Genomic DNA, 22,744 nt, shown 5'->3' with positions numbered 1-22,744 from the left:
GCAATGTCGCCGATTGACCCCTTTCTCCCGCGCAGGAGGATCGCCTATTTCTCGATGGAGATCGCCCTTCGTCCGGAAATGCATACCTATTCCGGCGGGCTTGGCGTGCTCGCCGGCGACACCGCCCGGTCGTGCGCCGACCTCGAACTGCCGATGGTCTTCCTGACCCTCGCCAGCCGGGAGGGTTATCTGCGCCAAGAGATCGATGGCGACGGCCGGCAGGTCGATCACGCCGATCCGTGGGATTTGGCGGATTGGGCGACACCGCTCGACGCCATGGTGGCCGTTCGGATCGAAGGGCGTGCGGTTTGGGTACGGCCGTGGCTGTACGTTCTGACCTGCCCGGTCGGACATGCGATCCCGGTCCTCCTGCTCGACACAAGGCTGGAGCACAACGATCCCGTCGACCGCGCGATCAGCGATCGCCTCTACGGCGGCGACGAAGCCTACCGTCTCAAGCAGGAGATCTTGCTCGGCGTCGGCGGCATGCGAATCCTGCACGCGCTCGGCTTCGACATCGAGACCTATCACCTCAACGAGGGCCACGCCGCGCTGCTCGCGGCTGGCCTATTGCGCGAGCATCGGCATCCGAGCGACCGGCCGAGCGACGGTGCACTGCGCTACGATGCCGACAGGGTGCGCGAACGCTGCGTCTTCACCACCCATACGCCCGTCGAGGCCGGCCACGACCGCTTCGACTACGAAGATGCGGAGCGTCTGCTCGGCGACTTTCTACCGCTGGACCAGATGAAGCTGCTGGCGGGACCCGACCGCCTGAACATGACGCGCCTGGCGCTCAATCTGAGCGGATACGTGAACGGGGTCGCGATGCGCCACGCCGAGACGGCCCGGCGCATGTTTCCTGGCTACGGGATCCGGGCGGTGACCAACGGTGTGCACGCTCCGACCTGGACACACCCGGCCTTTGTCCGGCTGTTTCAGGAGATCGCCCCTGACTGGGGGCACGATCCGGAGGAACTGTTGGGGGCGGACCAGCTTTCGGACGACGCCGTCTGGACGGCACATCAGGAAGCCAAAGGCGACCTGCTCGCCGAGATCCAGCCTCTGGCCGGCGTGGCGATGAGGCCGGACGTGCCAGTGATCGCCTTCGCCCGCCGAATGACCGGCTACAAGCGCCCGGACCTGCTGTTTACGGACCTGGAGCGGCTGCGGGCGATCAACCGCACGCATCCGTTTCAGGTGGTAATGGCAGGGAAGGCGCATCCGCGCGACGAGGGCGGCAAGGCTCTGATCGCCGAAATCCACGCCCACATGCGCAGCCTGGCGGGCGACATCCCGATGGCATTCCTGCCGAACTACGACATGACACTCGCGAAAAAACTCGTCGCCGGTGCGGACGTGTGGCTGAACACGCCGCTGCCGCCCTACGAGGCGTCGGGCACCAGCGGGATGAAGGCGGCGCTGAACGGCGTCCTCAACCTGAGCGTCCTCGACGGCTGGTGGATCGAGGCCTGGGTCGAGGGGGTGACCGGCTGGGCGATCGGCCAGGACGACCAGCGCCATGAGGACGATGCCCAGGACCTCTACGACAAGCTCGAACGAACGGTCCTGCCGCTCTATCACGCCGACCGCGGTCGCTGGATCCGGATGATGAAGGACTCGATCAGCAAGATCGGCTCTCGCTTCAACAGCCAGCGCATGATGCGCCGCTATGCGAGCGAGGCCTATCTCCGATGATGCGAGCAGCGAAGACGACAGGAGTAGAAGAAGCAGGCTACGGTGGCCGAGCCGGCCGACAGCCGACCCGCTACGCTCATTCGGCGTGCGATCGAACCGGCAGTAGACGTCCGGGTTCGGTGCATCTTCTCATGCGGCCTCATGACGAAAGCGCCAACGTCCGAGGCGTCGCCGTATCAGCTTCTCGAACTCGAGAACCGCTAGCAGGATGACGCCTGCGCCGACCACCGCCACCCCATCCGAGAGGCCCACCGGCCGCGTGTCGAACAGGGCCTGCAGGGGCGGCGCATAGGTGAAAGCGAGCTGGAGCAAGATGACCAGGCCCACGCCGATCAACACCGCCGGCGTGCCCAACACGCCGCTCCAGGTGAGCGAGGGGCCGTGCTGAAAGCGCACGCTGAACAGATAGAAGATTTCCATCACCACGATGGTGTTGACCACCAGCGTGCGTGCTTCCTCCAACGACAGACCGCGGCTTTCGGCCCAGAAGAACATCCCGAACGTGCCGATCACGAACAGAATCGACACGAAGATGATCCGCCAGATCACGAATCCCGACAGCAGCGGCTCGTCGGTCGCGCGGGGCGGTCGGTGCATGGCGCCCGGCTCGGTCGGCTCGAACGCCAGGGTGAGCCCGAGCGCCAGCGCGGTGACCATGTTTATCCACAGGATCTGCACCGCAGTCATCGGCAGCGTCAGCCCGATCAGGATGGCGCCGATGATGGTCAGCGCCTCACCGCCATTGGTCGGCAGGGTCCAGGCGATGACCTTTTTCAAGTTGTCGTAGACCGTCCGGCCCTCACGCACGGCCGCGACGATGGAGGCGAAATTGTCGTCGGCCAGCACCATCTCGGCCGCCTCCTTCGCGGCTTCGGTGCCCTTGCGACCCATGGCGACGCCGATATCGGCGCGCTTCAGCGCCGGGGCGTCGTTAACCCCGTCGCCGGTCATCGCCAGCACCGCACCGTCGGCCTGAAGCGCCTCGACCAGGCGCAGCTTGTGCTCCGGCGTGGTGCGGGCAAAGACGTCGGTATCGTGCGCCGTGCGGCGCAGGGCTGCATCGTCGAGTTCGTCGAGTTCTGCGCCGGTGGCGACGAAGTCGGAATTTACGATCCCGATCTGCCGGGCGATGGCGGCGGCGGTCGCGGCGTGGTCGCCGGTGATCATCTTGACCCGGATGCCCGCCGCCTGGCAGTCGCGCACCGCCGTGACGGCCTCTTCGCGCGGTGGGTCGATCAGACCGAGCAGGCCCAACAGCGTCAGGCCGCTTTCGGCGTCCGCGAAGGCGAGCTCGCGCGTTTCCGGCGGCATCGGCTTGGTGGCGACCGCGAGCACCCGTTGCCCGAGCGCCGCCAGCGCCTCCACCCGCTCCCGCCACGCGACTGGGTCGAGGGGCTCGTCGCCCGCGGGACCACGCTGACGGCCGGACATCGCCAGCACCTGCTCCGGCGCGCCCTTGAGGCAGAGGAAGGCCCCGACAGCGTGATCGTGGTGCAGCGTCGCCATGAAGCGGTGCTGGGCGTCGAAGGGAATCTCGTCGCTTCGCGGCAACTGTGGGCGCAGGGTCTGCGTGTCGAACCCCACCTTGTTTGCGAAGGCGACCAGGGCGCCCTCCATCGGGTCGCCGTCCACCACCCATCCGCCCTCGGTCCGCCGGAGGGCCGCGTCGTTGCAGAGCAGGGCCGCGCGCGCCAGCTCGACGAGCGGCGGATGGATCTCCGGATCGACCTCCTCCCCGTCCCGTCGGATGGCGCCGATCGGGCCGTAGCCTTCGCCGCTCACGGCGAAGGTGTCGACGGATGTCGCGGCCGCCGCCACCGTCATCTCGTTTCGCGTCAGCGTACCCGTCTTGTCGGTGCAGATGATCGAGACCGAGCCCAGAGTCTCGACAGCAGGCAGGCGCCGGATGATGGCGTTACGCGCCGCCATGCGCCGCACCCCTATCGCGAGCGCGATCGTCATCACCGCCGGCAGTCCCTCGGGGATCGCCGCCACCGCCAAGCCGACTACAACCAGGAAGGCGTCCTCTGTGGCGTAGCCGCGGGCGAGTACGGCAAACGCGAAGACCGCCGCCGACAGGCCGAGGATGACGAAAGTGAGGCGCCGTGCGAAGCCGTCCATTTGGCGCAGCAGCGGCGTTCTGAGCGTCTCGACCGCACCGACCAGGGCGCTGACGCGCCCGATCTCGGTGTCGGCGCCGGTGGCGACGACCACGCCGGCGCCCCGGCCCACTGCGACCAGCGTGCCCGAGAAGGCGACGGAATTGCGATCGCCGAGCGGCGCTTCGGCAGCGACCGGCGCCGGTGACTTGTCGACCGGAACCGATTCACCGGTCAGCGCCGCCTCCTCGATCCGCAGATTGCGTGTCCGAAGAAGACGGAGGTCGGCCGGGACCCGGTCGCCGGGATCGAGCAGCACGCGGTCGCCCGGGACCAGCATCTCCGCCTCGACGGTGAGGCGATGCCCGCCGCGCATGACCGAGGCGTGCGGCGCCAGCATGCCGCGGATGGCACTGAGCGCCCGCTCGGCGCGGCCCTCCTGCACGAAGCCGATCGCGGCGTTGAGGAGCACGACGGCCGCGATCACCGCCGCGTCGGTGCCGTGGCCGAGCGCCAGCGTGATCGCGGCGGAGGCGAGCAGCACGTAGATCAGCAGGTTGTCGAACTGCGCAAGGAAGCGGCGGAACGCGCCGCGCGGCTTGGCCACCGGAAGGCGGTTGCGGCCATGCCCGGCCAGCCGCCGGGAAGCTTCCTGCCCGTCCAGGCCGTCGTCACCGGTCGCGAGCGCCTGCAGAGCCTCCTCGACGGGGACGGCGTGCCAGGGCCTAGCGGAATTTGTGACGGCCGGTTGCTGCTGGATAAGGTCGGTCATCGCATCCCTCGGCGCCGAAGGCGGCGCGGGGCCTGAAGCGGGCGAGTGAACGGGCTGCGCGGGCGAAGGCCGCCTATTGGGCGGTGTAACCGCCGTCGATGACCAACTCGGTGCCGGTCACAAACTTCGACTCATCGGAGGCGAGATAGAGCACGCCGAATGCGATGTCGTCCGGTTCGCCGACATGACCGATCGGGTGCAGGGCGTTAAGGGCCTGCCGGCCCTCCTCGACGTCGCCGTTCTCGGCAAGGTAGTTCTCGACCATCGGCGTCCAGATGTAGCCAGGATGGATCGAGTTCACCCGGATGTTCAACCCCGCCTTGGCGCAATAGAGCGCCACCGACTTGGTGTACATTCGCACGCCGCCCTTAGACGCATTGTAGGCGCCGAGATTGGGGTCGCCGACCAGACCCTCGATTGAGGACAGGTTGATGATCGAGCCGCCCGGCGGATCCTTCCGCTTCATCGCCAGGATCGCGTGCTTGGTGCCAAGGAACACGCCGTCGAGATTGACGCTCATCAGCCGGCGCCAGCGCTCCAGCGTCTCCTCCTCGGGCGGCCCACCCCAGCCGACGCCGGCATTGTTGACCAGCACGTCGAGCCGTCCGAAGTGGTCGAGGGTGGCCTGGATCATTCGCTGCCACGCGCTCTCGTCGGCGACGTCGTGATGGAGATAGATTGCCTCGCCACCGGCCGCGGCGACGTCCTGCGCCACCCGCTCGCCTTCCTCCTCCTTGATGTCGGTGACGACCACCTTTGCGCCCTCCCGCGCCAGCATCCGCGCCGAGGCCTCGCCCAGCCCCAGCGCGGCTCCTGTCACGATCGCCACCTTGTCTCGCACTCTGCTCATCTTTTAGACTCCTCTCTGGTCGATTCCGGCGGGCCGAGAACCCGCCTCAGGTTTCTGAGCTACGCTTCCTTGGAGCGGCTGACAGCGACGACTGTCGTGCACGCCTCGAGCCAGATCTCGCCCGCAGCATTCATCCGGTGTCCGGCGCCGAACGAAGCGTCGGCGGTGGTTTGCTCCTTCGACGTGTCGATCACCACCTCCCATCCTCCCCCTGGCGGCGCCGGCACGACGAACCGGCATCGGGCAGGAGAGCCGTTGAAGAGCAGGCAGAGTGCCACGTCGCTGCCCCGCACGAGACAGCCGAGCCGGTTGTCGGCCCCGTTCCAGTCGGGCTCTTGCCCTGCTGGTCCGAACCAGTTGATCTCCCCGTCCGTGTAGAAAGTTTCGGAGCGCAGGACCGGATGCGCCTTGCGCAGCGCGATCAGCCGCCGAACGAACTGCACGAGCTCGCCATTCCGCTCCGCCAGCGACCAGTCGTACCAGGAGATCGCATTGTCCTGGCAATAGGCGTTGTTGTTGCCCGCCTGCGTGCGGCGGAACTCGTCGCCGCCGAGCAGCATCGGCACGCCGCGCGAGAGCAGGAGCGTGGCGAGCAGGTTCCTGATCCGGCGCAGCCGCATCGCTTCGATGTGCGGATCGTCGGTCGGTCCTTCGGCGCCGTTGTTGTCGCTGTAGTTCTCGTCGAGGCCGTCACGGTTGTCCTCGCCGTTCGCCTCGTTGTGCTTGCGCGCGTAGCTGACGAGGTCGTTGAGCGTGAAGCCGTCGTGGCTGGTGATGAAGTTGATGCTGTTGAGCGGGCTTTCGCCGCCCGGCTGATAGAGATCGCTGCTGCCGGCGAGGCGGGTCGCCAACCCCCCGGTCATGCCCGGGTCGCCGCGCCAGAAGCGGCGGACATCGTCGCGGAAGTGGCAGTTCCACTCGGCCCAGCGTCGGCCGGGGAAGCGGCCGACCTGGAAGGCGCCTCCGACATCCCAGGCTTCGGCGATCAGCTTGACGTCGCGCAGGATCGGGTCCTCGGCGATCTGTTCGAGCAGAGGCGGATTCGCCAGCAGGTTGCCTTGCTCATCCCGCCCGAGCACCGAGGCGAGGTCGAAGCGGAAGCCGTCGACGTGGCAGTGGATCACCCAGTGCCGCAGGCAGTCGACGACCATGCTGCGCACCACCGGATGGTTGCAGTTCAGCGTGTTGCCGCAGCCGGTATAGTCCACGTATTCCCCATTGGGCGTCAGGATGTAATAGATCGCGTCGTCGAGCCCCCGGAAGCTGTAGGTCGGACCGTTCCTTCCCCCTTCCGCCGTGTGGTTGAAGACGACGTCGAGGATGATCTCGATGCCTGCCCGGTGAAGCTCGCGGACCATGGTCTTGAAGGCGATGAGATCGCCACCCGGCGCGACATCGCCGGCATAGCCCGGCATCGGCGCGAACAGGGCGACTGGATTGTAGCCCCAGTAGTCGCGCAGCCGCTCGCCGCTCAGCGGGTTGAGCCCTTCGGCCGCCTCCGGGTCGAAGGCCTGGACCGGCATCAATTCGAGGGCGGTGATGCCGAGCTCCCGGAAATAGGGGATCTTCTCGACGACGCCGAGATATTCCCCCCGCCGGCGAACGCCGGAGGATGCGTCGATCGTGAGCCCGCGCACATGAGTCTCGTAGAGGATCGTCTCGCTCCAGGGATGGCGGAGCGGTGCGTCGTCGGCCCAGTCGAAGCTTTGGTCGGCGATCACGCAGCGACCATGCGAGTTGGGAGACAGGCCGGTGACGGAGGCGGCGTAGGGATCGAGCAGCGTTCGATGCGGATCGAAGTCGTCTCCGCCAGCCCCCGAGCGAGGCCCGTCGGCTCGAAGAGCGTAGAGCTTTCCGCCGAGACCGCCGGTCAGGCTAACATGCCAGATGTCACCGGTCCGGTGACGCCGCGCATTGAGAGGGAATCGGGCGCTCGGCTGGGTCCCGCCGGCCGTCTCGTACAGAAGCAGGGTCATGCTCGTGGCGTGCCGGCTGAACACCGCGACGTTTAAGCCGTCGCGGCAATCGTGCAGCCCGAGCGGTAGCGGCTCACCGCGGTCGATCTGGACGGGGCCGCCGTCCGGCTCCGCCGGTGCGGAAGCTGCCTGTGCCGGTTCGTGTGATGGAGGCGGCGCCTGACGCCTCCCATGGACACCGGCGGGCGCTCCGGCGGCCTTGTCGTCAGCCATGGGTGACCAAATTGCGCGGCTCGCCACGGACGAAGGCCTCGATGTTCTCCAGCGTGGTCTCGATGATGCGTCGCACCGCGCTTTCCGTGTTGTAGGCGTTGTGCGGTGTGACGATCACGTTCGGGAAGCGCAGCAGCACATGGTTGGCGACGAGCGCCTTCAGGTCGTGGCCTTCGGTCCACGCCTCGCGGAAGATCTGCGCCTCCTCGCGGATCAGCGGCTCCTGCGGCAGGACGTCGAGCCCGGCCGCCCGCAGCCTCCCGTCGGAAAGCGCCCGGACCAACGCCGGCACGTCGACGACATTGCCGCGCGCCGTGTTGATCAGGATCGCGCCCGGCTTCATCAGGCCGAACTCGCGGTCGGAGATCAGGCTCGCGGAGCCCGGCGTCGCCGGCACGTGGAGCGTCAGCGCGTCCGCCGCAGCCAGCACCTCGTCGAGGTCGGCATAGCAGAAGCCGACACGGCTCGCCGCGTCAGCGTCTGGGTAGAGATCGTGGGCGATGACCGTCATGCCGAAGCCGCGGGCGATCTCGATCGCGCGCCGCCCGATCCGCCCCGTGCCGATCACGCCGAGCGTCTTCCCGCGCAACTCGAAGCCGCGCAGCCCCGCCTGCGAGAAGTTGCCGCGGCGGGTCCGCTCGACCGCCTCGACCAGGTTCCGCGCCACGGCGAGGAGCAGCGCAAAGGCATGCTCCGCCACGGTCGAATCGCCGTAGTCGGGCACATTCGCCACCGCCACACCGTGCGCGGCACACCAGCCGAGGTCGATATGGTCGAAGCCGGTTGAGCGGGTGGCGATCAGCTTGAGCGAAGGGAACTGCGCCAGCACGTCGGCGCCGAGCTTCGAGTTAACGAAGGTGCTGACGATCTCGGCGTCCGCGTGAGCTGCGGCCGTGCGAGCATCGAGGGGCTCGCGCGTGCAACTCAGTTCGTGCGCCGGCTTCAGCCGCAGGCAGGCCTGGTGCTCCCATTCCTCGGTCTCGAAGACGACAACCTTCATCGTACAGCCTCGCCCGCGCGGGGTGCCGTCGCCGCGCCGAGCCGCTCCTCCTCTTCTGCCACGCGGCGCACGGTGGCGACGAAGCTGTCGGGATTAAGCGAGATTGAATCGATCCCCTCCTCGACCAGGAAGGCGGCGAATTCGGGATAGTTGCTCGGCGCCTGGCCGCAGATGCCGATCTTGATGCCGGCTGCGTGCGCCTTGGCGATCGCCTCCCGCACCGCGCGCTTGACCGCCTCGTTGCGCTCGTCGAACAGCGGCGCGAGCTCGCCCGAGTCACGGTCCACCCCGAGCACGAGCTGGGTCAGGTCGTTCGAGCCGATAGAGAAGCCGTCGAAGCGTTCCGCGAACTCCTCCGCCAGGAACACGTTCGCCGGGATCTCGCACATCATGTAAATTTCGAGGCCGTTCTCGCCGCGCGACAGCCCGTTCTCGGCCATGACTGCCAGCACGCGGTCCGCCTCCTCCGGCGTCCGGCAGAACGGCACCATGAGGATGACATTGGTCAGCCCGATCCTCTCGCGCACCTTTTTAAGTGCGCGGCATTCGAGGGCGAAGCCATCGCGGTAGCGCTCGTCGTAATAGCGCGAGGCGCCGCGCCAGCCGAGCATCGGGTTCTCCTCCTCGGGTTCGAAGGCGGCACCGCCGAGGAGATGGGCATACTCGTTGGTCTTGAAGTCACTCAAGCGCACGATCACCGGGTGCGGATGATAGGGTGCGGCGAGCTTGGCGATGCCGAGCGCCAGCGTCTCGACGAAATAGTCCTTCGCGTCTTCCCAACCGCGGGTGAGGTCGCGGATCTCGCGCCGCGCCGCCGGATCCTCCACCCGCTCCGGGTGGATCAGCGCCATCGGGTGGATCTTGATCAGGTTGTTGATGATGAACTCCATCCGCGCCAGCCCGACTCCCTTGGCCGGCAGGCGCCACCAGCGGAAGGCGGCGGCCGGGCTCGCGATGTTCACCAGCATCGCCGTGCGGGTCTCGGGCAGGTCCGACAGGTCCACCTCGGTCGCCTCGAAAGACAGGATGCCGTCATAGACCACGCCCTGGTCGCCCTCGGCGCAGGAGAGGGTGATCTCCTGCCCGTCGTGCAGCAGCTCGGTGCCGTGGCCGGTGCCGACGATGGCGGGGACGCCGAGCTCGCGGCTGACGATGGCGGCGTGGCTGGTCGTGCCGCCATGGTCGGTGATGATGCCGGCCGCCCTCTTCATGATCGGCACCCAGTCCGGGTCGGTCATCCCCGTGACCAGGATGGCGCCGTCGCGGAAGCGGTCGATGTCGGCGGCGCTGCGGATGGCGCAGACGGGACCGGCGGAGATCGCCTCGCCGATCGCCGAGCCGGTGAGGATCGGCATGCCCTTCTCTTTCAGCCGAAAGGTCCTGAACTGGCTGGTCTGCCGGGAGGACTGCACCGTCTCCGGCCGCGCCTGGACCATGTAGAGTTCGCCCGTCTCGCCGTCCTTGGCCCATTCCATGTCCATCGGGCGGCCGTAGTGGTCCTCGATGGTCGCCGCCCACCGCCCGAGCTCCAGGATCTCCGGCTCGTCGAGGACGAAGGCCTGCCGCTCCTTCTGGGTGGTCGCGACCGTCGCGGTGCGGGTGCTGCCGCCCGTCGCGTAGACCATCTTCGTCTCCTTTGCGCCGAGCGTCTTCTCGATGATCGGCGTATGGCGGCCGTCGCCGAGCAAGGGCTTGAACACCAGGTACTTGTCGGGATCGACGGCGCCCTGGACCACGGTCTCGCCGAGCCCCCAGGCGGCGCTGATCACCGCGACACCACGGAAGCCGGTCTCGGTATCGATCGAGAACATGACCCCCGAGCCTGCCAGATCCGAGCGGACCATCCGCTGGACGCCGATGGACAGCGCCACCTCCAGATGATCGAAACCCTGAGTCTCGCGGTAGCTGATCGCGCGGTCGGTGAACAGCGAGGCATAGCAGCGCCGGCAGGCGTCGAGCAGGGCGCGCTCGCCGCGCACGTTGAGAAAAGTCTCCTGCTGACCGGCGAAGCTCGCCTGCGGCAGGTCCTCGGCAGTGGCGCTGGAGCGCACGGCGACGCCGACCTCTCTCTGCTCGCCGCGCCGGGACAGCTCACGATAGGCCTCGCGGATCTCCTCAGCGATCGGGTCCGGGAACTCGGAGTCGAGAAACAGCCGGCGGATCGACTCCCCGGTCTCGTGCAGCGAAGCCTTGCCGCTTTTCAGCGCCTCGATGCGCGCGCGCAGCTCCGCCTCGAGGCCGTTGGCCGCGACGTACTCACGGAAGGCGGCGGCCGTGGTGGCGAAGCCATCGGGAACCCGCACGCCCTTGTCCTTCAGCGTACGGACCATTTCGCCAAGCGACGCGTTCTTGCCGCCGACAAGCGGGACATCGCGTACGGTCAGGGTGTCGAACCAGGCTGTGCGTTGTTCGGTCATCGCTGTGCTCCTCGTGATCGGGCCGAGATCCTGCGCCGCCTCCGTGCCGCCCCACTTCGGCCTTGAGCGAACCGGGCGCTTTCGGTCCTGATCGGTGGCAGATCGGCTTCTCGTTCAAGGACGCGACTGGGCGTCGTGCCTTACAGCGGCGCCGCGACGCTCCGGGAGGCGCGAAGGCGCCCGCCGGTCACAGAAATTCATCGGCAGGTCTGAAAGGCCCCGACCGGAGGGCACGCGAGGGAGTGGGCGATCGCTGCGAAAGGAGCTGTTGCGCTGGGGACCACGGCGTGATGGAGCGTCAAAGGCATACCAGGCGGCGCCCCCTTGCGCCAATTCAGTTCCCCGTGCCTGCATCGCGGAGTCGAGGCGGTACGGCGCAGCTACGAGCCGACGTCGCGCTCCCAAACACAGCGACGCTGTAAGGCTCCTCACTCCAACGCGTCTTTATCGTCATATCGGCTTCAGCAGGGGCCAAGGGGCCAAGGCCGTGGCGGCCCTTTCATGATTGGGCGACCGCAACGAGGAGAGTCTCATGTCGGATGTCTCGACAAGAACCAATGGCGACCAACCCGCGCTCGCGTCACGCTTTCCGACCGCATTCACGATCCTGTTCGGCCTGATCGTCCTGATGGCCGCGCTGACCTGGTTCATTCCGGCCGGACAATACGACCGCGCCATGAACGAGGCAGTGGGCCGCGAGATCGCGGTTGCCGGAACCTATCAACAGGTCGAAGCCAATCCTCAGGGTCCCATCGAGGTTCTGCTGGCGCCAATCGCCGGCTTCTACGACCCGGACAGCAATGTGGCGAATGCCATCGACGTTGCGCTGTTCGTATTGGTGATCGGCGGTTTCCTCGGCGTCGTCAACGCGACGGGCGCCGTCGATACGGGGATCGCCGCGGCCATGCGCGCGCTTCGTGGCCACGAGAAATGGATGATCCCCATCCTGATGGTACTCTTTGCCGCCGGCGGCACGACCTATGGCATGGCCGAGGAGACGCTGGCCTTCTACCCAATCCTCATTCCGCTAGTACTGGCCGCCGGCTACGATAGCGTGACCGGTGTCGCTATCATCCTGATCGGGGCCGGGATCGGCGTGCTCGGCTCGACGATCAACCCGTTCGCGACAATCATCGCCTCCAATGCCGCCGCCATTCCTTTCACCGACGGGCTCGCTTTGCGGCTAGTGATCCTGATCGGCGGCTTCGCCCTCTCGGTGGCGTTCGTCATGCGATACGCGGCGCGCGTAAAGGCGGATCCGGCACGCTCCGTCGTCAGTTCGATGAAGGAGAGCAACGAGCGATACTTTCTCTCCAAGGACACCGCGACAGGAATCGATGCCAGCCTTAGCGCTCGGCAGAAGCTCGTGCTCATCGTTTTCGCGGCGACCTTCGCGGTCATGATCTGGGGCGTCTCGAGCCAGGGCTGGTGGATGGCGCGGATGGGTGCCCTGTTTCTAGGGGCGTCGCTCGTCGTCGGTATCATCGCGTGGATGGGCGAGAAGCGGTTCACCGGGGCCTTCATCGATGGCGCGCGCGACCTGCTTGGCGTCGCGCTGGTGATCGGGCTTGCCCGCGGCATCGTGGTGATCATGGAGCAGGGGCGGATATCCGACACCATCCTCCTCTGGTCGGAACAGGCGATCAGTGGCCTGTCGGAGATTGCCTTCATCAGCGCCATGTTCGGCATCGAGACAGCGATGAGCTTCCTGGTTCCATCCTCGTCGGGGCTGGCGGTTCTGTCGATGCCGATTTTGGCGCCGCTGGCCGATTTCGCCGGCGTCGGGCGCGACCTCGTCGTCACCGCCTTCCAGTCGGCCAACGGACTGGTGAATCTGATCAACCCGACATTCGCGGTGGTGATCGGCGGGCTGGCCATCGGTCGCGTCCCCTATGAACGCTGGCTCCTGTTCATCTGGCCGCTGCTGCTGATCCTCGTCGTCTTCATTGCGGCGTCGCTCAGCGTTGCCGCGCTGCTGTGACTGTCAATTTCCAGCCAAGGAAAAACCCATGTCCGATCAAAGCTTCGGCGTTCATTCCGAAACCGGAAAACTGCGGCAGGTGATCGTCTGCCGCCCGGGTCTGGCGCACCGACGACTGACGCCAGCCAATCGCGAGGCACTGCTGTTCGACGATGTTTTCTGGGTCAAGCAGGCCCAGAAGGACCACGATGTCTTTTCCGGTGTGATGCGTGACGAAGGCGTTGAAGTGTTGGATGTCAATGTCCTTCTGGCCGAAACGCTGGAATCCGTGGAAGGCCGTGCCTGGGTGCTCGACCAACGGATTACCGCGGATCAGATCGGTGTCGGCATGAGGTCCGAACTGCGGGCCTGGATGAACGAATTGCCCGGCGCCACACTGGCGGTACATCTGCTCGGCGGGCTGACCGCCGCCGATCTTCCGTTCAAGCCGAGCGGGCTTTTCGGTAGCTATCTCGGTCATCACGGCTTCATCCTTCCGCCGCTGCCCAATGCGCTGTTCACCCGGGATAATTCGGCTTGGATCTACGATGGTGTGACGGTCAACCCGATGTATTGGCCGGCACGCCGGCCCGAAACTCTGCTCAACGCCGCGATCTACAAATTCCATCCGAAATTCGCGGGCAAGGTGACGATCCACTGGGGTGACCCGACGCGGGACCACGGTCTCGCAACGCTTGAAGGCGGTGACGTGATGCCGGTCGGCAAGCGCACCGTTCTGGTTGGTATGGGCGAAAGGTCGTCGCCGCAGGGTATCGGTCAACTCGCCAAAAAGCTGTTCGCCGACGGCGTCGCCGATCGCGTGGTGGCGTTTCGTATCCCGAAATCGCGTGCCGCGATGCATTTGGACACGATCTTCACGCTCTGCGGCGGCGATGTGGTCACGACCTTCAAGGAGGTCGCGGAAGAGCTGGTCTGCTATGATATCCGCCCCGGCGAAGGCAAGGCTCCCCTTTCATTCCGACACGATCCGCGCCCGATCTTCGAGATCGTGGCGGAGGTTCTCGGCTACCGGAAGCTTCAGATCGTGCCCACCGGTGGTGACACCGAGGAAGAGCGTGCGCGCGAGCAATGGAACGACGGCAACAACGTATTGGCACTGCGCCCTGGCGTGGTGATCGGCTACGACCGCAACGATGACACCAATGCCGCCCTGAAAGCCGCCGGTATCGAGGTGCTGGCCATCCCGGGAGCAGAGCTTGGACGGGGCCGTGGTGGCGGACATTGCATGAGCTGCCCGACAATCCGCGACGCAGTCTGAACCGAAGAGAAGGACGAGTTGATGTCGTTCAATTTGAAGAACCGCAGCTTTCTAACCCTGCGCGATTTCGATCCGGAGGAAATCGCCTTTCTGTTGAAGCTTGCCGCCGATCTCAAGGCCGCAAAATACGCCGGCTACGAGCAGCCGCGACTAAAAGGCAAGGAGATCGCGCTGATCTTCGAGAAGGATTCCACGCGCACCCGCGTTGGCTTCGAGGTCGCGGCGCACGATCAGGGTGCCACGGTCACCTATCTCGGTCCGTCGGGCAGCCATCTCGGACACAAGGAGACGGTGAAGGATACCGCGCGGGTGCTCGGTCGGGTCTATGACGCGATCGAATATCGCGGCTTCGGGCAGACGATCGTCGAGGAACTGGCCGCCTATGCCGGCGTGCCAGTCTACAACGGCCTCACCGACGAGTTCCATCCGACCCAGATCCTGGCCGACCTCCTCACCATGCAGGAACAGTCCGGCAAGGCATTGCGCGAGATCGCCTATGTCTTTGTCGGGGATGCGGGCAACAACATGGGCGACAGCCTTCTCATCGGCGGCGCCAAGATGGGAATGGACGTGCGGCTGTGCGCGCCCAAAGCCTGCTGGCCGGCGGATGCGATCCGCGACGAAGCCGAAACGATCGCCGGGCAGACCGGTGCACGCGTGATGGTCACCGACGACATCGATCGGGCCGTCGACGGGGTGGATTTCGTCTACACCGACGTTTGGGTCTCGATGGGAGAACCGGCGGAAAAATGGGCCGAACGCATCGACCTTTTGATGCCCTATCAGGTGAACGCCGACCTGATGAGCAAGACCGGCAATCCCCGCGCGAAATTCATGCATTGCCTGCCCGCCTTCCACGACACAGCGACGAGCGTCGGTGCGGACATCGCGGAAAAGTTCGGCATCGATGCGATGGAGGTAACCGACGAGGTGTTCGAGAGCCCGGCCTCGATCGTCTTCGACCAGGCCGAGAACCGCATGCACACGATCAAGGCGGTACTCGTCGCCACGATCGGTGACTGAGATGCTGGTCGTCGTGGCCTTGGGTGGCAACGCGCTTCTGCGGCGCGGCGAGCCGATGACCGCCGAAGCGCAGCGCGAGAACGTCAAACGCGCTGCCGCCTCGCTGGCTGAGATCGTTCGCGCGGGCCATTGTCTCGTTGTCACGCATGGCAACGGGCCGCAGGTCGGCCTCCTCGCGCTTCAGGGCGCAGCCTACAAGCCGGACGAAGCCTACCCGCTAGACGTGCTGGGCGCCGAGACGGGGGGCATGATCGGCTATCTAATCGAGCAGGAGCTGGAGAATGCGCTCGATCACGCGGTGCCCGTCGTGACGCTGTTGACGCAGATCGTCGTCGATCCGCACGATCCAGCCTTCGCCAACCCCACCAAGCCGGTTGGTCCGGTCTATGATGAGGGGGAAGCCCGCCGGCTTGCCGAGGCGCGCGGCTGGCGGATCGCGCCCGACGGGTCACACTGGCGACGCGTTGTGGCTTCGCCGACGCCCCTGGAGATACCGGATCTGCGCGTCATCAAGTTCCTGATCGAGCGCGAGGTGATCGTGATCTGCACCGGCGGCGGCGGCATTCCGGTGGTCCGGCGCCAGAACGGCTCTTTGGTGGGCATCGAGGCGGTGATCGATAAAGACCGCGCCAGTGCCCTCCTTGCAGAGGAATTGGGCGCCGACGCGCTATTGCTGCTGACCGACGTCGAGGCCGTCCACCGCGATTGGGGCACGCCGCAGGCCACCCCTATTCGCACGGCATCGCCGGAAGAAATCGCGCAGCTTGACCTTCCCGTTGGGTCGATGGGTCCCAAGGTGGAGGCCGCCAGCCGGTTCGTCCGCACCGGCGGCGCGATGGCCGGCATCGGCCGGCTTGCGGACGCAGCAAAAATCCTGGAACGCGCATCGGGAACGGTGATCGTAGGAGGAGATGGCGGGGAACGTTCATGAAGATTCGGACGTCGGGAATTCTCGCTCTCCGTATAATTCCGTCGTACGCTTATGGCTTTTCCCGTTTAATACGATTTGACTCCCTAATCAGTTTGCACGGCTCAATTCAGCTTCGCCTCGACCTTTCTTCGATATGCGCAGTCGCTGAAGACGGATCGAAGAAATCCAATCTATTCTGTTAAAACGGGATTCGAAGGTGATTATTGGAGTATTCATGGCAGTGTCACTCGTCCTCGCGACATTCCTCCTTCACTACTCTGTTCTCCGTTGGCTCTCCGGCGGCGTGGCGCACATCGCGATGACCGCCGACATAAGTATTCTGGCCATCGTGCTCGTAGCATTCGTGGTTACCTCATCGAAGTGGCTGTGTACGCGGGCGCCTATGCGCTCGCCAGTGGTGCGCTTGCCCTCGGCGACTTCGGCGGTCGGACCATCGCCGATCCGCTCGACTATTTCTATTTTTCGATCGTGAGCTATACCTCGCTGGGACTCGGCGACGTCTTTCCCAGCGGCCACTTTCGATTCATCACCGGTGTCGAGGCCTTGAACGGTCTCCTATTGATCGCTTGGTCGGGCTCTTTCATCTATATCGTCATGGGGCATCTCTGGCCCTGGCAGCCTTGCACCGAGCCGGGCGGCCTCGCGGCGGATAGGAAGCCCGGCGGAAATGCGCCATGACATCCATGACACCTTTCCGGGCCACGCCGGAATCGAGACAGACGGACACACGATGAAATCCGATTACCAGGCGAACAGCATCAGCCTCACCGGCGCCGTCTCGATGGGAACCGGCGTCATGATCGGCGCGGGCATCTTCGCGCTCACCGGGCAGATCGCGGAACTAGCGGGACCCTTGTTCCCGCTCTCCTTCGTTGCGGGCGGGATCGTGACCGGCTTCAGCGCCTATACCTATGTCAAGATGTCGAACGCTTTCCCGTCCGCCGGCGGGATCGCGATGATCCTGCAGAAGGCTTATGGACCCGGCGCGATTGCGGCGGCGGCATCGCTGCTGATGGCGCTCTCCATGGTGATCAACGAGAGCCTCGTCGCCCGCACCTTCGGCACCTATGTCCTCCGGCCATTCAATCTGGATGCCGGTAGTACCCTTGTGCCAGTGCTCGGCGTCGGGCTGATCGTCTTCGCCTACCTGGTCAACATATCGGGCAACCGCTCCGTCGGTCTGTTCTCCGTGGTCATGGCGTTCCTGAAGATCGGCGGCATCGCGGTCTTCGGCATCGCGGCGCTCGCGGCCAGCGGGTTTGCGTTCGCGCCGGCATCCGGTTCGCCGGAAACCATCCCGATCGCCGGCTTTACGGCGTCGATCGCGTTGTCGATCCTCGCGTTCAAAGGTTTCACCACGATCACCAACAGCGGCGCCGAGATCGTCGATCCGCACCGCAATGTCGGCCGCACGATCGTCTTCTCCATCGCGATCTGCGTGGTCGTCTACCTGCTCGTCGCGTTCGCGGTCGGCTCGAGCCTCTCGCTGGACGAGATCGTCGCCGCCAAGGACTATTCGCTGGCAGAGGCGGCGGAGCCGGCGCTCGGTCCTTACGGGTTCTACTTCACCATCGCGCTCGCGGTCGTCGCCACCGCCTCGGGTCTGCTCGCCAGCGTCTTCGCGGTCTCGCGCATGCTGGCGATGCTGACCGAGATGGAGATGATTCCGCACAGCCATTTCGGCATGTCCGGTCCGATCCGCGAGCACACGCTGGTCTACACGGTGGTGATCGCGGGGCTGCTGACGGTGTTCTTCGACCTCAGCCGCATCGCCTCGCTCGGCGCCTTCTTCTATCTGGTGATGGACATCCTGATCCACTGGGGCGTGTTCCGCCGGCTGCGCCAGGAGATCGGCGCGAGTGGCTGGGTGCTGGTCACGGCCATCGCCCTCGACACGCTGGTGCTCGGCGTCTTCGGCGCCACGAAACTGCAATCCGACCCGCTCATCGTGGTCATCGCTGTCGTGGCCATCACCGCGGTCTTCGCGTATGAGCGAATCTTCTTATCACGCTGGACTGCCGGGAAGCCGCACGCCGATCACTGAAGCGTGAAACTCCGCACGTTCGGCTAATTTGTGGCGTGGGAACACCGGACCGGGCCGGCATCGATCAGATTCGCCGCCGCCTCGACGGGAAGGAAACTTACCCGACGGCGGACGTCATCGGCAGAATGCAGCCGTTCAGCCTAAGGAACGGCCCGCGCGACCGGGACGGCCGAGAAGGGCGGTCCCTCCCACCGTAGTGAAGGGGCAGGAAGCGCGACGGCGATCCTGCGCTATTCGAATCGCGACATCCTGGAGGCGATCCCGAACTGGAGCGCGAGATCGCTCCTGCCTGATAGGTGGTGGACGCCGCCTGCCCCAGAGCGGCGTCGCCTCACCGCTTCCCAACGACACCAGCCCAGTACTGATCCAGATTGCTGCGCCAGTTGTCGCCCGACGTCTGATCGAAGCTCCCCCGTTCGACCTTCGGCGCTGCTGCGAACGCTTCAGGGGACGCATCGAGCACATAGATCTCATGGTCTGTCGTGGCGCGAAGATCGGACCAGCGAACGGCGACAAGCTCTCCACCCAAACCGAGGAAGCCGCCACGCGAGGCCAGGACGTAGGCGATCGTCTGCCGAGCCGGATCCAAGACGACGTCTTCGATCTCCCCCAGCTCCTGGTCCTGGGGCGTGCGGATGTCGGCGCCGATGACGATATACGCGCGCATCAGGCTGTCCATCTCCGTGACGGGGGTCGCCTGCGCCAGGTGCGCGCGACGCCAAGTCCTCCGCGCATCCGGGTCGTCGCTCTCGGGGCCGACCAGCTTCTGGTGCTCCTGATAGACCTGGCGCATTGACGCGAGCACTGTCTGGCAGGATTGCTCGTCGCCGTCGAAGGCATAGACATAGGCGGCGTCGCGGAGCGACTGCATCTTCTGCCGCGGCGTTCCGGACATGCCATAGCCCATACCGTAGCTGCCGTACCCTGTGCCGTATCCGGTTGGCGCCAAGACGCCGAACCCGACACCTGCAAGCTCATCCTCGAACGCCCGCAGGTCTGCCAGACATTGCTGCGCCACCTGCCCCTGTTGAGAGGCTCCATCCGGCAGGCTCTCCACATCGGCCGCACGGACCGCCAGCGGCGGCGACGAAGGCTAAAGCGACAAGTCGAGACGTATGCATGGTGTCTTTCCTCCATTCAAATCGGCGAGGCGAGGATCGCCGATGCTCCTCTGATGACTTCGTCGTGGATCCGCCGGGACGTTTCCCCTCGGATATCCACCCGAAGAGCCGGAGTGATGCCGGGCGACGGCCTCCGACGGTTTCCGGCACGGAAAGCCTGCCGAGCCCGTTGCCGCATGCACTTCAGCGCATGCCGGTTTCTCCGGACAGGCCAGATTGCCTTCACCGTCTCTAACTGACGTCGCCGAGGACGACGCATTACACCTGGGGCGTGCGTCCTTCCCACCCACGCACGCATTGCCGACGCGGTTCCTTGGTTCCGCCAGGTCGACGCGCGGCTCCGGGGCGGTGGGAGGACCCGCCGTAAGAAAGTGCTTCGAGCCGCGTCTTTATCCGTGACGTCGGACGCTACCATGGCACCGACAGGAGGAAGAGCAATGGCCGAGACTGTTGCTTCTAGCCGCTATTACGACGGGTCGGCGGACGGCGCCGGCACCCGCCGTGATTTCCTGTACCTGGCCACGGGCGCCGTGGCCGCGGTCGGCAGCGCCGCTGCCCTCTGGCCATTCATCGACAGCATGAATCCCGCTGCCGACGTCCTCGCCGTGTCCTCCGTCGAGGTCGACCTGGCACCGATCGAACCCGGCCAGCGCGTGACCGTAAAATGGCGCGGCAAGCCGGTGTTCATCGATCACCGACCGCCGGAGCGAATCGCCGAGGCCCGCGCGGTCGATCTGAATGAGTTGATCGACCCCCAGACCGACGGCGACCGCGTGGTGCGGGAGGAGTGGCTGATCGTCGTCGGGATCTGCACGCATCTCGGCTGTGTACCGCTCGGCCAGCGGCAAGGCGACCCGGTCGGAAACTGGGATGGCTGGTTCTGCCCCTGTCACGGCTCCCATTACGATAGCTCGGGGCGCGTCCGTCGCGGCCCGGCCCCGCTCAATCTGGAAGTCCCGCCCTATGAGTTCGTCACCGATACCGCCGTCCGGATCGGTTAGCGCGGCGGACTGGAAGCCCGCCCAATTCGAACGGACACACGCGGCCGACTGTAACGATCACCGTATCGCACCGTCTATACGGGCTGCAGGGTCAAAAGTGAGTACGGCGTCGCCACCCGTTCTCGATCCTCCGAGGAAGCCGAGAATGTCGGATGTAGTTTCATGAGCGAGCTTCTCTATTTTCTGATCTGGGCGGCGGTCATCTTCGTGATGCTGCGCTTCGGTTGCGGTGCCCATGTCATGGGACACGGCCACGGCAAGGCCGAGCGGGACGGTGGAGACCCGCAGAGCCGGGGAGCCGGGACCTTGCGGTGGATTCCTCCAGCCGAGGACGTGGATCCCGTCTGCGGCAAGACCGTCAGCACCGCTGCGGCGAAGCCGAGCGTCCATGCGGGCAGCGTCTACTACTTCTGCTCACGCGACTGCCGGGAGATATTCGAAGCCGTACCCGAGCAGTACGTCGGGCCGGCGGCTCAAGGGCCGCAACTGCGGCTGGAGAATAGCCATGGCTGATGCAAAAACTTCTCCGAGCATCGCGCTGCGCTCGGGTACGCCCCTGCCAGTCCAGGCCACGCCCCGGATCCCGGTGATCGCGCTCGGTATGAGCCTGGGTCTGTTCCTCGCGGTCACTTTCGTCCTCTGCGTCGGGTTCGACCTCCTGTTCCCCGGGAAGGCGATGTATGAGAGTTGGCTGCGGCTGCTGCCGGGCTTCACCTGGCTCAGCTGGCCGAGCTTCCTTCTCGGGCTGGCCGAGAGTTTCGCCTACGGCTGGTACGTGGCCCTGGTCTTCGGCCCGCTCTACAACTTCTTCGCCGCGCGCAGCGGCCGAAGAGAGCGGGCATGACCTCGCCAGCGAAAGCGCCTCTCTCCATGGCTGCGTGAACAGCGGGCTCAGCCGGCTTCGACGGTCACCGTGAGCCTCATCATGATCGGCGAGACGGCCCCGCGGCCGCCGCCGCGGCTGCATGAGGCTGACGCTTCAGACTCGAGAGAGCGCAGCACTGTAATGCGTCCAAGTCCGGCGCGTCTGAGCAGATGAACTCGTTTCCAAGATCGGAACGTGCCCGTCACGGTCGCACGATGGAGGGTTTGAGGATGAAACGACTCAAAGCGGTTGGGCCGGCAGCGGCGGCAGCCTGGGCGCCGCTGCCGGCGCTGGCACAGGCCGCGGCCGATCGGCCGACCTATTGGCATTCCGGCTGGGACTGGGGATGGGGACACATGTTTTTCGGCTCCCTCATGATGATCCTTTTCTGGGGCGGGTTGATTCTGGTGATCCTGCTCGCGGTCCGGTGGCTGGGTGGCGGGACGTCCCACGGCGCCGGATCGCCTTCAGTCAGGCGGCCGCTCGATATCCTTCAAGAGCGTTTCGCCCGCGGCGAGATCGATCAGGAGGAGTTCGAGAAGCGCAGGCGCCTGTTGTCTGATTGAGAGTGCCGCTTCGCCGTGAAACGGAAGCCGACCAAGCGCTATTTCAGCTCCCCGCAGCCGCTGCACTTCAAAGTCAACACAGCCGATAAACCGGATGAGGCGATGAATAAGCCCCAGGATCATGATCACATCCACCATCACCGCGATGTGCCCGACCTTGTCGCAAGCGGAACCGCAAAAGATCCGGTTTGCGGAATGACGGTTAAGTTGAACGCAGGCAAGCCGACCCGGCAGTATGAGGGCGAGACCTACCATTTCTGCTCGCAGAGGTGCCACGACAAGTTCGCGGCCGATCCGGCGAGATACCTGGAGCCGGCGAGCGCGCCGGTCGAAAGCGTCCCGCCGGGCACGAAGTACACCTGCCCGATGCATCCGGAGATCGTGCGCGACGGGCCGGGCGACTGCCCGATCTGCGGGATGGCACTGGAGCCGATGGGTATCCCCGCCGCCGACGAGGGACCAAACCCCGAGCTCGGCGATTTCACGCGGCGGTTCTGGGTCGGCGCCGTGCTCACCGTGCCTCTTCTGGTGCTGACGATGGGTCCCTTCGTTGGGCTCGGCGTCGTCCGCGACGTCCTCGGCGAGCGCACGACGCTCTGGATCGAGCTCATCCTGGGCACACCGGTCATCCTGTGGGCCGGCTGGCCGTTCTTCGTGCGCGGCGTCAAGTCCGTGATCAACCGCAGCCTCAACATGTTCACGCTGATCGGCATGGGCGTCGGCGCGGCCTATCTCTTCAGCGTGGTCGCCGTGCTCGCGCCAGGCATCTTTCCCGCCGGCTTTCGCGACGCCGAAGGCCATGTCGGCGTCTATTTCGAGGCCGGCGCGGTGATCGTTGTCCTGGTCCTGCTCGGCCAGGTGATGGAGCTGCGCGCGCGCGAGCGCACCGGCTCGGCGATCCGGGCACTGCTAGACCTCGCCGCGAAGAC

The 22,744-nt window shown here is 65.7% G+C and carries 18 protein-coding genes; 12 read left to right on the top strand and 6 right to left on the bottom strand.

What is annotated here, in order from left to right; translation table 11 throughout:
• Window positions 1-3: 3 nt before the first annotated feature.
• Window positions 4-1,698: an alpha-glucan family phosphorylase gene (glgP, locus tag MJ956_RS11210; RefSeq protein ID WP_253964550.1), complete on the top strand. Its 1,695-nt coding sequence runs from the start codon at window positions 4-6 to the stop codon at window positions 1,696-1,698.
• A gap of 129 nt (window positions 1,699-1,827) precedes the next feature.
• Here the strand turns inward: glgP and MJ956_RS11205 are convergent, their stop codons facing one another.
• From MJ956_RS11205 to ppsA, 5 genes are all read right to left on the bottom strand, one after another.
• On the bottom strand, window positions 1,828-4,569 hold the full coding sequence (locus MJ956_RS11205) for an HAD-IC family P-type ATPase (RefSeq protein ID WP_253964549.1): 2,742 nt from the start codon (window positions 4,567-4,569) through the stop codon (window positions 1,828-1,830).
• 73 nt (window positions 4,570-4,642) lie between these two features.
• A complete protein-coding gene (locus tag MJ956_RS11200; RefSeq protein WP_253964548.1) occupies window positions 4,643-5,419 on the bottom strand; it encodes an SDR family oxidoreductase in 777 nt (258 codons plus the stop codon).
• 59 nt (window positions 5,420-5,478) lie between these two features.
• Window positions 5,479-7,608: a glycogen debranching protein GlgX gene (gene glgX / locus MJ956_RS11195; RefSeq protein WP_253964547.1), complete on the bottom strand. Its 2,130-nt coding sequence runs from the start codon at window positions 7,606-7,608 to the stop codon at window positions 5,479-5,481.
• Window positions 7,601-8,608: a hydroxyacid dehydrogenase gene (locus MJ956_RS11190; protein ID WP_253964546.1), complete on the bottom strand. Its 1,008-nt coding sequence runs from the start codon at window positions 8,606-8,608 to the stop codon at window positions 7,601-7,603. Before MJ956_RS11190 ends, glgX begins: the two co-directional genes overlap by 8 nt.
• Window positions 8,605-11,025 carry a phosphoenolpyruvate synthase gene (ppsA, locus tag MJ956_RS11185; RefSeq protein WP_253964545.1) on the bottom strand — a complete coding sequence of 807 codons (2,421 nt, stop codon included), beginning with the start codon at window positions 11,023-11,025 and terminating at the stop codon, window positions 8,605-8,607. Before ppsA ends, MJ956_RS11190 begins: the two co-directional genes overlap by 4 nt.
• 532 nt (window positions 11,026-11,557) lie before the next feature.
• On the opposite strand from ppsA, the gene MJ956_RS11180 reads away from it, so the two are divergent.
• From MJ956_RS11180 to MJ956_RS11155, 6 genes are all read left to right on the top strand, one after another.
• The gene (locus MJ956_RS11180) at window positions 11,558-13,006 is read left to right on the top strand and encodes a YfcC family protein (RefSeq protein WP_253964544.1); all 1,449 of its coding nucleotides are present in this window, start codon (window positions 11,558-11,560) and stop codon (window positions 13,004-13,006) included.
• Between the two features lie 28 nt (window positions 13,007-13,034).
• Complete coding sequence (locus MJ956_RS11175; protein WP_253964543.1) at window positions 13,035-14,264, top strand: arginine deiminase; 1,230 nt, start codon at window positions 13,035-13,037, stop codon at window positions 14,262-14,264.
• Between the two features lie 21 nt (window positions 14,265-14,285).
• Window positions 14,286-15,287, top strand: a complete 1,002-nt coding sequence (gene argF / locus MJ956_RS11170; protein WP_253964542.1) for an ornithine carbamoyltransferase — start codon at window positions 14,286-14,288, stop codon at window positions 15,285-15,287.
• Window position 15,288: 1 nt separating this feature from the next.
• On the top strand, window positions 15,289-16,218 hold the full coding sequence (arcC, locus tag MJ956_RS11165) for a carbamate kinase (RefSeq protein ID WP_253964541.1): 930 nt from the start codon (window positions 15,289-15,291) through the stop codon (window positions 16,216-16,218).
• Between the two features lie 360 nt (window positions 16,219-16,578).
• Complete coding sequence (locus MJ956_RS11160; RefSeq protein ID WP_253964540.1) at window positions 16,579-16,896, top strand: potassium channel family protein; 318 nt, start codon at window positions 16,579-16,581, stop codon at window positions 16,894-16,896.
• A complete protein-coding gene (locus MJ956_RS11155) occupies window positions 16,886-18,262 on the top strand; it encodes an APC family permease (protein WP_253964539.1) in 1,377 nt (458 codons plus the stop codon). The genes MJ956_RS11160 and MJ956_RS11155 overlap by 11 nt, the downstream gene beginning before the upstream one ends.
• Before the next feature lie 331 nt (window positions 18,263-18,593).
• Here MJ956_RS11155 and MJ956_RS11150 read toward each other — a convergent pair whose 3' ends face one another.
• On the bottom strand, window positions 18,594-19,319 hold the full coding sequence (locus tag MJ956_RS11150; RefSeq protein WP_253964538.1) for a PRC-barrel domain-containing protein: 726 nt from the start codon (window positions 19,317-19,319) through the stop codon (window positions 18,594-18,596).
• A 501-nt stretch (window positions 19,320-19,820) separates the two neighbouring features.
• Here MJ956_RS11150 and petA point away from each other — a divergent pair.
• The 5 genes from petA to MJ956_RS11125 all read left to right on the top strand — a co-directional run.
• A complete protein-coding gene (petA, locus tag MJ956_RS11145; RefSeq protein ID WP_253964537.1) occupies window positions 19,821-20,384 on the top strand; it encodes a ubiquinol-cytochrome c reductase iron-sulfur subunit in 564 nt (187 codons plus the stop codon).
• Between the two features lie 162 nt (window positions 20,385-20,546).
• Complete coding sequence (locus tag MJ956_RS11140) at window positions 20,547-20,897, top strand: YHS domain-containing protein (RefSeq protein WP_253964536.1); 351 nt, start codon at window positions 20,547-20,549, stop codon at window positions 20,895-20,897.
• Window positions 20,890-21,228, top strand: a complete 339-nt coding sequence (locus tag MJ956_RS11135) for a DUF5676 family membrane protein (protein WP_202913075.1) — start codon at window positions 20,890-20,892, stop codon at window positions 21,226-21,228. The genes MJ956_RS11140 and MJ956_RS11135 overlap by 8 nt, the downstream gene beginning before the upstream one ends.
• A 251-nt stretch (window positions 21,229-21,479) precedes the next feature.
• The gene (locus MJ956_RS11130) at window positions 21,480-21,815 is read left to right on the top strand and encodes an SHOCT domain-containing protein (RefSeq protein WP_162409019.1); all 336 of its coding nucleotides are present in this window, start codon (window positions 21,480-21,482) and stop codon (window positions 21,813-21,815) included.
• 102 nt (window positions 21,816-21,917) lie between these two features.
• Window positions 21,918-22,744, top strand: an 827-nt coding sequence (locus tag MJ956_RS11125) for a YHS domain-containing protein (protein WP_253964535.1), incomplete at its 3' end; no start/stop codon positions are given.

The organism is Aurantimonas marianensis, assembly GCF_024195285.1.
In the GTDB taxonomy this organism is placed as follows: Bacteria; Pseudomonadota; Alphaproteobacteria; order Rhizobiales; family Rhizobiaceae; genus Aurantimonas; species Aurantimonas marianensis.
This window is presented reverse-complemented; position numbering and strand designations above follow the sequence as displayed.